The following is an 8,607-nucleotide window of genomic DNA, read 5'->3' as shown; positions in this document are numbered from 1 at the left end:
CAAGCCATTTGACCCTTGGCAAGCCCAATTCACAAAATACTTTACCCACGCAGCCGTTTTAAGATCCGTAATTACCCTAAGCGCATGATTTGATTCAGTTTCGCCTTTTTACGACAATTTTTATAATTTTTAGTGCCACTCGCGTCACGTTCGTTTTATGCAACAAAAATGCAACATCGGGCAAAGCGAGCCATGCGAAATATGACCAATAGATCGCGCCTGGCTGCCCTTTTTTACCCTTGGCTCTTGCTTTTTGCTATTGAACAGCATCCTCCCGCTGTGTTCACTGCCAATTGAAGGCATGTTTTACGCTCAATAGAGGAAATACCGAAAAATTAACGCGGGGAGCCAACGCAGGCAGCAAACAACCTCGCAGATAAATAGTTTTGCTCTTGATCCGATACCTTTTCGCGTCGGCAATGGCGCCACAACTCTTTTCTGCTTTCTGTTTTCGGGCTGCCCTGCTCCCTTGCCGGGGCAATTCTAGTTCGTCTTGTTTTCTTGTCCGGCTTTGTTGTCCAGCGCACCCCGCGCTGCCATTTCGATAACAGCCGGGATCACGTCACCATGATTGCCCCGAGCCACCAGCATGAAGTGGCTATCAACACCCCGCGTGCGTAACCAGGCATCCAGCTGGCGCGCACTCATCTGGTTATTATTATTGCGCTTTTGGATTCGAGCAAGGCGCTCCGGGGTGATATTAGGATCAGCCCTGGGATTTTCCTCATATTCGCCCTGCAAAATCGTGACAGACACGGTGTCCTTATCTTTATAGGGGAACACGACTCTATCTATAGCAGCAGAATCTATAGCAGCAGAATCTATAGCAGCAGAATCTATAGCAGCAGAATCTGTAGCAGAAGAATCGCGAACTAACGCGTTACCCTTCCCCCGTTTAACCGCGAATGCCTGCGCATCGTTCAGGATGGCGCCATTCCCCCACCACAGGGATGGGCTGCCTATGACATATTGATCAAATGCATCCGGGTGGTTAAGTAATACATAGAGCGCAAACAAGCCACCAAAGGAATGGCCGGAAAGAATCTGATGCGCTGGGTCGGTCACATACTGCTTATCTATATAGGGTCGGACCTGGCTGCTGACAAATTCATAGAAGTTCGCCGCACCGCCACCGGCAGCAAACGCGTCACCGGGCGCGGCGTAGGTGTAATCGCGAGTACGCGCCGCAAGTGGATATGCCTTTGCCTCGGGATATCCCAAGCCGACAATGACGGGCAAACTCGCTGACGACTGCGCTTTGCCTGACATGGCACTCCATTTTTCATAAATGGCATTGACTGCCAGCGGAAACTGGGCATTGCCATCGAGCACATAGAGCGCCGCTGGCAGGCGTTTGTCAGCCGGTACTGATCTTGGGGTGGCCAAAAACACCCGGTATTGGTGCATCTGCCTGGTCATGTCGTGATGTCTGATTTTATACAGGCTGTCGGCCATGGAAACGATTTGCGGGATTTCTTGCACTGGCTGGGCCCAGCTGGTTTGCGCGCCAACGGCGCCAAGCATGACGACGCAGGCAAAACAGACCTGAGACAACACCGTCTGTCGCAAAAAACTGTCCGATAAACGCCGCATCAGCATCTTCAATACCATTTTGTTGTCTTAAACGCTCTTTTCAGATGACAGTGACATCCGACAGCTATCTGCCAGGTGATAGCTGTCGCCGGGCCGAGCGATCCGATCTGTTCGAAGGCCAGAATGCGTGGGGTTTAACTTTTAAGCCTGGCTATTCATAAGCAGCGTGCATCGCTGGGCTGTCCGGCGAACCCGGTGTGCGAATCACTTGCCCGCCATCAGCCCCGAAATATCCTATATGGACTGAACCCCTGTTGCTGCCGATGGCTCTATTGCAAAAAAACGCTGCCATCGAATGCCGGTACCAGCGAGGCACCAAGCCCGCGGTGAGACGCCAATCCAGTTATAAATCGTACTATAAACTCGGCTATACCTTCTGCCACCAGCCGAGCACGTCATGGAATAGACGTTGCACCAGCGCCAGGCATAAGCCTTAACGCGCCTTGATCAACGAGAGAAATTCCCGGCGCAGGTCCGAGTCATTCAGAAAGGACCCACGCATGACGCTATTGATCATGCGCGATTCCATATCCCTGACGCCGCGCCACTGCATGCAAAAGTGATCAGCATCCATGACCACCGCCAGGCCGTCCGGGTTTACTTTCTTCATCAGTAAGTCTGCCACGTGCTTGACGGCCTCCTCCTGGATTTGCGGCCGTTCCATCAGCCAGGCAACCAGTCTTGCATATTTCGACAGACCAATGAGATTGGAATGCTCGTTGGGCATGATGCCGATCCAGACTTTGCCCATGATGGGGCACAGATGATGAGAGCAGGCGCTGCGCACCTGAATCGGCCCGACAATCATCAGTTCATTGAGCTTTTCAATGTTGGGGAACTCGGTCACTAGCGGCGCTTCGGTATAACGGCCGACAAAGACTTCACGCAAATACATCTTTGCCACCCGCTTGGCAGTTTCGTTGGTGTTGTGATCGCTCTCGGTGTCGATGACCAGACTGGAGAGCACCGCCTGCATTTTTTCCTGCACTTCCTGCTGCAGCAGCTCAAGCTCGCCGGGCTCGATAAAACGGGCGATGTTGTCATTGGCATGAAAGCGGGCACCGGCCTGGCGAATACGCTGGCGGATCCGTGTGGAAATATAACCCCTATCATCCGGATGCGTCGCCTGCTCCGATTGTTGCTCGTTGTCCTTGTTTATGTTGCTATCGCTCACGACACTTGTCCTTGTCTGAAATATGAACCTGATCCAATGCATTATGATACTGTTTATCATGAACCCCTGTGTGCCGGCCGTCGCTTTGCGCAGACTTCTCATGCTAAGCTGACAGCACCAACCACGAAACCGTAGCAGACGAAAATAATATGAGTGGACACATTCTGATCAACGTAACACCGTTTGAAACCCGCGTTGCCCTGATAGAACACGGCGTCGTTCAGGAGATTCATCTTGAGCGCACGCGACAGCGCGGTAAAGTTGGCAATATTTATCTGGGTCGGGTCGTGCGGGTACTGCCCGGCATGCAAAGCGCCTTCGTCGACATCGGGTTGGAACGCGCGGCATTCATCCATATTGCAGACCTGCGCGAAAACCGCGCCGTGCGCAATACCGGCATTCCTTATACGCAAATTGAAAAGCTGCTGTTTGAAGGACAAACAATACTGGTGCAGGTGATCAAAGACCCCCTGGGCAACAAGGGGGCACGGCTATCGAACCAGATCAGCATCGCCGGCCGCATGCTGGTGTATTTACCCTATGACAATCATATCGGCATTTCCCAAAAGATTGAATCTGAACAAGAACGCAATAGCCTGAAAGAACGGGTCACGGCTCATATGCCGGCCAATGAGAAAGGCGGCTATATTATTCGCACCCAGGCTGAAGGCGCAAGCGACGATGAAATCGCGCGCGATCAGGAATACCTGGCCCGCCGCTGGTCCATGATACAGGCCGCCGTCATGACGCAGGCAGCGCCTTCCCTGCTTTATGAAGATCTGACCCTGGCCCAGCGGGTATTGCGGGACATGGTCAGCCCCGAAACCGAATCCATCGAGATCGACTCTCGCGTCACTGTGCAAACACTGCAGACCTGGGCAGATATTTACACGCCAGGCATCTCCAACAAAATCAACCACTATCACGGAGAGCGGCCCCTGTTTGACACGGCCAATGTAGACGAAGAGATCAAGTCAGCCCTCTCGCGCCGGGTAGACCTGAAGTCGGGCGGCTACCTGATTATTGATCAGACCGAAGCGCTGACCAGTATTGATGTGAATACCGGCGGCTTTGTTGGCGGCCGCAGCTTTCACGACACCATTTTCAAGACCAACCTGGAAGCGGCTCACGCCATTGCGCGCCAGCTGCGTATTCGCAATATGGGCGGCATTATCATTATCGACTTCATCGATATGGACAATAAAGACCATCAGGACGCGGTGCTGGCCGAATTGCAGAAAGCCCTGAGTCGTGACCGCACAAAAACCACAACCAACGGTTTTTCGGCGCTCGGACTGGTGGAAATGACGCGCAAGCGCACCCGCGACTCGCTTTCCCACCAATTGTGCGAGCCCTGCCCGACCTGCGACTCTCGTGGTCAGATCCAAACGCCACAGACCATGTGTTACAACATTTTGCGCGAAATTTTACGGGAAGCCAGGCAATTTAACCCCCGGGAATTCCGGCTCATTGCCTCCCAAGGGGTGATTGATCTGTTTCTGGAGGAAGAAAGCCAGTACCTGGCTACGCTGGGAGACTTTATTGGTAAACCGGTTACCCTTGAAGTGGACAACCGGTATTCCCAGGAAATGTACGATATCGTCCTGATCTGATCAGGACCGATTGCAGAGCCGGTCAGCTATGGCCGGGTTGAACCCGGGCCTGCATCTTGATGATCCGATCCTCAAGGTGGGGCGACGTTTCCAGAGCAATCAGCGGCGTATTGCTTTCTTCACTCTGTTCAAAGCGCAGGCGGATACTCTGGCCATCAAACGTGGCCGGATCTGCTTCGATTTCAATATACTTTTGCAACAGGGCATCAATCGAGGTCTGGGCAGTATCCAGAAAGTCATTGATGTTGTCATCGTTCGCATCCTTGAATGCCTGTTCGATGGTTTTGGACAGATCCCAGGTAAAAAACATCAATGCATTGGGCCCTTTCACCTCGGGATGTTCATATCCCCAGAAAGCGCCTTGGCTGGGAGAGGATTGGGTCATAATATATCTCAAATACAAATATAGATAGTGGAATCAGTATGATACGCAAGACTGCACGGCTAATTCAAGTGCCATCAGCTGTCGCGAAACTGCATGTTATATAAAGATGCGTACAATCCGCTATTTTTCAAGAGCTCGGTATGATTTCCCTGCTCGACGATACGTCCCCGGTCCAGCACGAGAATGCGATCAGCGTTCTGCACAGTGGAAAGGCGGTGTGCAATCACGAATGTCGTGCGGCCCTTCATCAGCGTTTCCAGTGACGCCTGGACCTGCCTTTCGGACTCGTTGTCCAGTGCCGAGGTGGCTTCGTCAAGAATCAGGATGGGCGCATTCTTGATGAGGGCACGGGCGATGGCCAGACGCTGACGTTGCCCGCCCGAGAGCCAGGCGCCGTTCTCTCCAATAGGCGTTTCCAGCCCTTGTGGCAGCGAATTGACATAATCGAGCAGGTTGGCCGAAGCCAGCGCTTCCCGTATGCGATCCTCGTTGGTATCGCCAAAAAAGCCGTAAGCCACGTTCTGAGCCATGGTGCCTTCGAACAGCACCACACTCTGGCTCACCAGTGACAATTGTGAACGCAGACTCTCGAGTGTGTAATCGTCAATATTGATGCCGTCCATCGTAATCTGTCCGCTGACCGGATCGACAAACCGCGGGATCATATTGACCAATGTGGTTTTTCCACTGCCGGAACGGCCAACAAACGCAATAGTTTCCCCGCGATTGACGGTAAAGGAAATATCGCTCAGGGTGTCGCTGCTGGCATCGGGAAAGCGAAAGCTCACGTTTTCAAACGAGATGCTACCCAACTTATCGGAGTCCAGTATTTTTTTGCCCGTGTCATTTTCCTGGGGACTGTCGATCAAGGTAAACACGCTGTCGGCCGCCACCAGCATTTTCTGCATACGTGCGGCAACATTAGTCAGGCGTTTGACCGGATCGAAGATTTGCGCCAGGGCCGTGAGAAACGCCGCAAATGAGCCGACGGTCAGGGCGCCGGTGCTTCCCTGGTACAACGCGGTCGCAATCACAATACCCACGGCAAATGCAATACTGAGCTGGGTGATGGGCGTCATCGCGGCGCTGGCAATGGCCGAGCGCATGGCAAACCGGCGCAGTCCGCTATTGACCGACAGAAATCGCCCGCGCTCGAAATTGTATCCATTGAACAGTTTGACCACGCGCTGGCCTTCAATGGACTCCTTGACCACCCGGGTGAGTTCTGCGTTGATATCCACCGTTTTCATATTGATGCGACGCAGCCGCTTGATGAATATTCGCGTGGTAATCACGGAAACGGGCATGATAATGAAGATAATCAGCGTCAACTGCCATGACAAATACAGCAACATGGCCAACAGGGCAATCACCACTGCACCATCACGCACTAGAATGATGCACACCTCGGTGGCGTAGTCCGTAATATTGCCGGCATCGATGGTGAAACGATTCATCAGCCTGCCGGTGTCGCCTTTCTGAAATTCACCGTCAGGCATGCCCAGCAGCTTTTCAAACATATCCTTGCGGATACCCAGCAGCATATTGTTGGCAATCCAGGCCAGCAGGTAATCGCTCAGAAAGTTCAGGACGCCACGCACCAGAAACAGCCCCACAACGGTGAGCGGAATGGACCAGATATAGTGTGGCTTGGCGCCATTGAAACCCTCGTCAAGAAGGGGTTTCATGATATAGGCCAGCGCGGGCTGGGTGACTGCGGCCACAGACACCAGCACCAGCGCTGTGACCAGGGCCTGCCAGTAGTCACCGACTCTGGCGTAAATACGTCGAAACACGGTTTTGCGGCTACCGCTTTTGAAAGAGTTATCCAATCTGGGTACCTTATACTGTCATTTTCTTACTGTTCATCCCGGGGATTTTACCGGTTTAGACTGGCCTTGCGTGTCTGTTTGGCTGGATTATCGGGAGAAGTTTGCCGCGGCAGCATGAAAACCACGCTAAAATCCGGAGCATGAAAAACCTAGAACGTGTTTACATCCGGCTGCCAAACTGGATTGGTGACGTTTGCATGTCCAGGCCTGCGATCGAGGCAGCGCTGGCCAGCGGCCTGACCATCGTGGCCTGCGGCAAGCCATGGGCCCAGGCCCTGTTGGCAGACCTGCCCAACCTGCAGTTTCTGGCGCTCAGCGGCCAGTGGCGCCAAGACCGTCGACGCATCAAAGCGCATCGCAGTGCCCACCCTGGCGCAGGACGCAGCGTGGGGCTGCTGCTGCCCGATTCGCTGACTAGTGCGCTGGCCTTCCGTCTGGCGGGCCTGCAATGTGCGGGGTACCAGGACGATGGCCGCTCGCTGCTGCTCAAGTGGGGCTTTGCCAAACCATCGCAAACGCTGCATGCCGTGCAATCCTGGTATTGGCTTACCCGCGAGGCCTTCGCTCGGTGGGGGCTGACGCTGGCCGCGCAACCCGCAGACAGCTTGTATTTGCCCTCTGGCGCAGACGCCATCGCTGCCGCGCAAGCGGCATTATCGGCGGCTGCGGCAACCGATGCACCGATACTGATCGCGCCGACCGCAACCGGAGAGCATCAGGGCAGAAATAAGGTATGGCCGCACTTTGACAGCCTGACTCGTCAGTTGCAGGCACAAGGTTATACTGTTGTCATGTCGCCGCCGCCCAATGAAGTTGCTCAGGCGCAGGCCAATGCGCCGACCGCGACAGTGCTTCCTGCACTGGATCTTGCCGCCTTTGTCGCATTGCTTCGGCAGTGCCGCCTGGTCATCTGCAACGATTCGGGTGTGGCCCACCTGGCTGCGCTAACCGAAACGCCCCAGCTTACCCTGATCGGGGTCACCAACCCCACGCGTACCCGCCCGTGGACGCCCCGCGCGCAACTGCTGGGCACCTATGGACACTGGCCGTCAGTCGACGATGTGCTAGGCACAGTCAATCAATTATTGCGGAACGAATAAAACATGTTCAGCTCACTGATAAATCTTGTTGTACCTCTGAACCTGTGTATTTTCCTGATGGTTCTGGGGTTTGTGCTATGCCTGATTCGCTTTAAGCGTAGCGGGCTGTCACTTATTTTTGCCGGCATACTGTGGGTACTGATCTGGTCTCTGCCCGTTACCTCCATCCTGTTTGGAGGAATTCTGGAAAACAGTTATCCGCACCGTCCTACCGCGCAATATCCGACCGCGCAGGCCATCGTCGTGCTCGGTGGCGCCACGGCCAATAATCGCATCAACTGGTTTGAACCGCTTGCGCCCGACTCCAAGATTGCCCGCGTGGACACGGCAGCCGAACTCTATTTCCAGCACAAAGCGCCTCGCATACTGGTGTCGGGTGGCGCATTGTCGGGCGACGTCAGCGAAGCGCGCGGCATGGCAGCCAGGCTCAAAACGCTGGGCGTACCGGCAGAGGACATCATTCTTGAGAATGAGAGCCGCACCACGCATGAGAATGCCGCACTCACGGTGCAGCAATTGCGGGACCACCAGATCCGTTCCATTTTGCTGGTCACTTCCGCCCTGCACATGCCCCGCTCCATGGCCTCTTTCAGCAAATATGGCCTGGACGTCACCGCCGCCCCCAATCCGGCCCAAATCACTATACCGGACGACAAGGACTTTTCGCTCTTCATCCCCAATGAGCGGGCCTTGGCCGGCAGCCGCTCGATTCTCAAGGAATATGTGGGTGTATTGGTGTATTGGTTGCGCGGCTGGGTGTGATGCAGGGCTGCTGGCCCGACCTGAGTATCTTCTGGCCAGAGCGTCATGGGCGGGATCTGGCAGCTCATCCGTATAGATCAAACGCAGTGCTGCAGTCAACTAAAATTGAGTGCAATCTGGCTGGCCCGCCGCAGGCCCGGCACCACTT

General features: G+C 54.4%; 7 protein-coding genes. 3 read left to right on the top strand and 4 right to left on the bottom strand.

Annotated elements, in window-relative coordinates; genetic code table 11:
- Positions 1–483: 483 nt before the first annotated feature.
- Complete coding sequence (locus tag ACTIKR_RS17895) at positions 484–1,455, bottom strand: alpha/beta hydrolase-fold protein (protein WP_442328563.1); 972 nt, start codon at positions 1,453–1,455, stop codon at positions 484–486.
- Between the two features lie 571 nt (positions 1,456–2,026).
- Entirely contained in the window at positions 2,027–2,767 is a 741-nt protein-coding gene (folE, locus tag ACTIKR_RS17890) for a GTP cyclohydrolase I (protein WP_442328562.1), read from the bottom strand.
- 149 nt (positions 2,768–2,916) lie between these two features.
- Between folE and rng the strand changes: the two genes are divergently transcribed.
- On the top strand, positions 2,917–4,380 hold the full coding sequence (rng, locus tag ACTIKR_RS17885; protein ID WP_193090733.1) for a ribonuclease G: 1,464 nt from the start codon (positions 2,917–2,919) through the stop codon (positions 4,378–4,380).
- 22 nt (positions 4,381–4,402) lie between these two features.
- Here rng and ACTIKR_RS17880 read toward each other — a convergent pair whose 3' ends face one another.
- Both ACTIKR_RS17880 and msbA read right to left on the bottom strand, forming a co-directional pair.
- Positions 4,403–4,765 carry a hypothetical protein gene (locus tag ACTIKR_RS17880; RefSeq protein WP_014751176.1) on the bottom strand — a complete coding sequence of 121 codons (363 nt, stop codon included), beginning with the start codon at positions 4,763–4,765 and terminating at the stop codon, positions 4,403–4,405.
- 74 nt (positions 4,766–4,839) lie between these two features.
- Positions 4,840–6,597 (bottom strand): lipid A export permease/ATP-binding protein MsbA, encoded by a 1,758-nt coding sequence (gene msbA / locus ACTIKR_RS17875; RefSeq protein WP_193090734.1) that lies wholly within the window; start codon positions 6,595–6,597, stop codon positions 4,840–4,842.
- Positions 6,598–6,737: 140 nt separating this feature from the next.
- Here msbA and ACTIKR_RS17870 point away from each other — a divergent pair, with 140 nt between their 5' ends.
- Positions 6,738–7,697: a glycosyltransferase family 9 protein gene (locus ACTIKR_RS17870; RefSeq protein WP_442328561.1), complete on the top strand. Its 960-nt coding sequence runs from the start codon at positions 6,738–6,740 to the stop codon at positions 7,695–7,697.
- A 3-nt stretch (positions 7,698–7,700) separates the two neighbouring features.
- Positions 7,701–8,459: a YdcF family protein gene (locus ACTIKR_RS17865; RefSeq protein ID WP_193090736.1), complete on the top strand. Its 759-nt coding sequence runs from the start codon at positions 7,701–7,703 to the stop codon at positions 8,457–8,459.
- Positions 8,460–8,607: the final 148 nt, after the last annotated feature.

It is taken from the genome of Advenella sp. (assembly GCF_052108595.1).
Lineage (GTDB): Bacteria > Pseudomonadota > Gammaproteobacteria > Burkholderiales > Burkholderiaceae_B > Advenella.
The sequence above is the reverse complement of the archived record's forward strand: the minus strand, read 5'-3'. Positions and strand labels throughout refer to the sequence as shown.

Coding starts and splice junctions, on each gene's coding strand:
- ACTIKR_RS17895 (WP_442328563.1), bottom strand. CDS start 1,455: ATGGCCGACAGCCTGTATAAAATCAGACATCACGACATGACCAGGCAG.
- rng (WP_193090733.1), top strand. CDS start 2,917: ATGAGTGGACACATTCTGATCAACGTAACACCGTTTGAAACCCGCGTT.
- ACTIKR_RS17880 (WP_014751176.1), bottom strand. CDS start 4,765: ATGACCCAATCCTCTCCCAGCCAAGGCGCTTTCTGGGGATATGAACAT.
- ACTIKR_RS17870 (WP_442328561.1), top strand. CDS start 6,738: ATGAAAAACCTAGAACGTGTTTACATCCGGCTGCCAAACTGGATTGGT.
- ACTIKR_RS17865 (WP_193090736.1), top strand. CDS start 7,701: ATGTTCAGCTCACTGATAAATCTTGTTGTACCTCTGAACCTGTGTATT.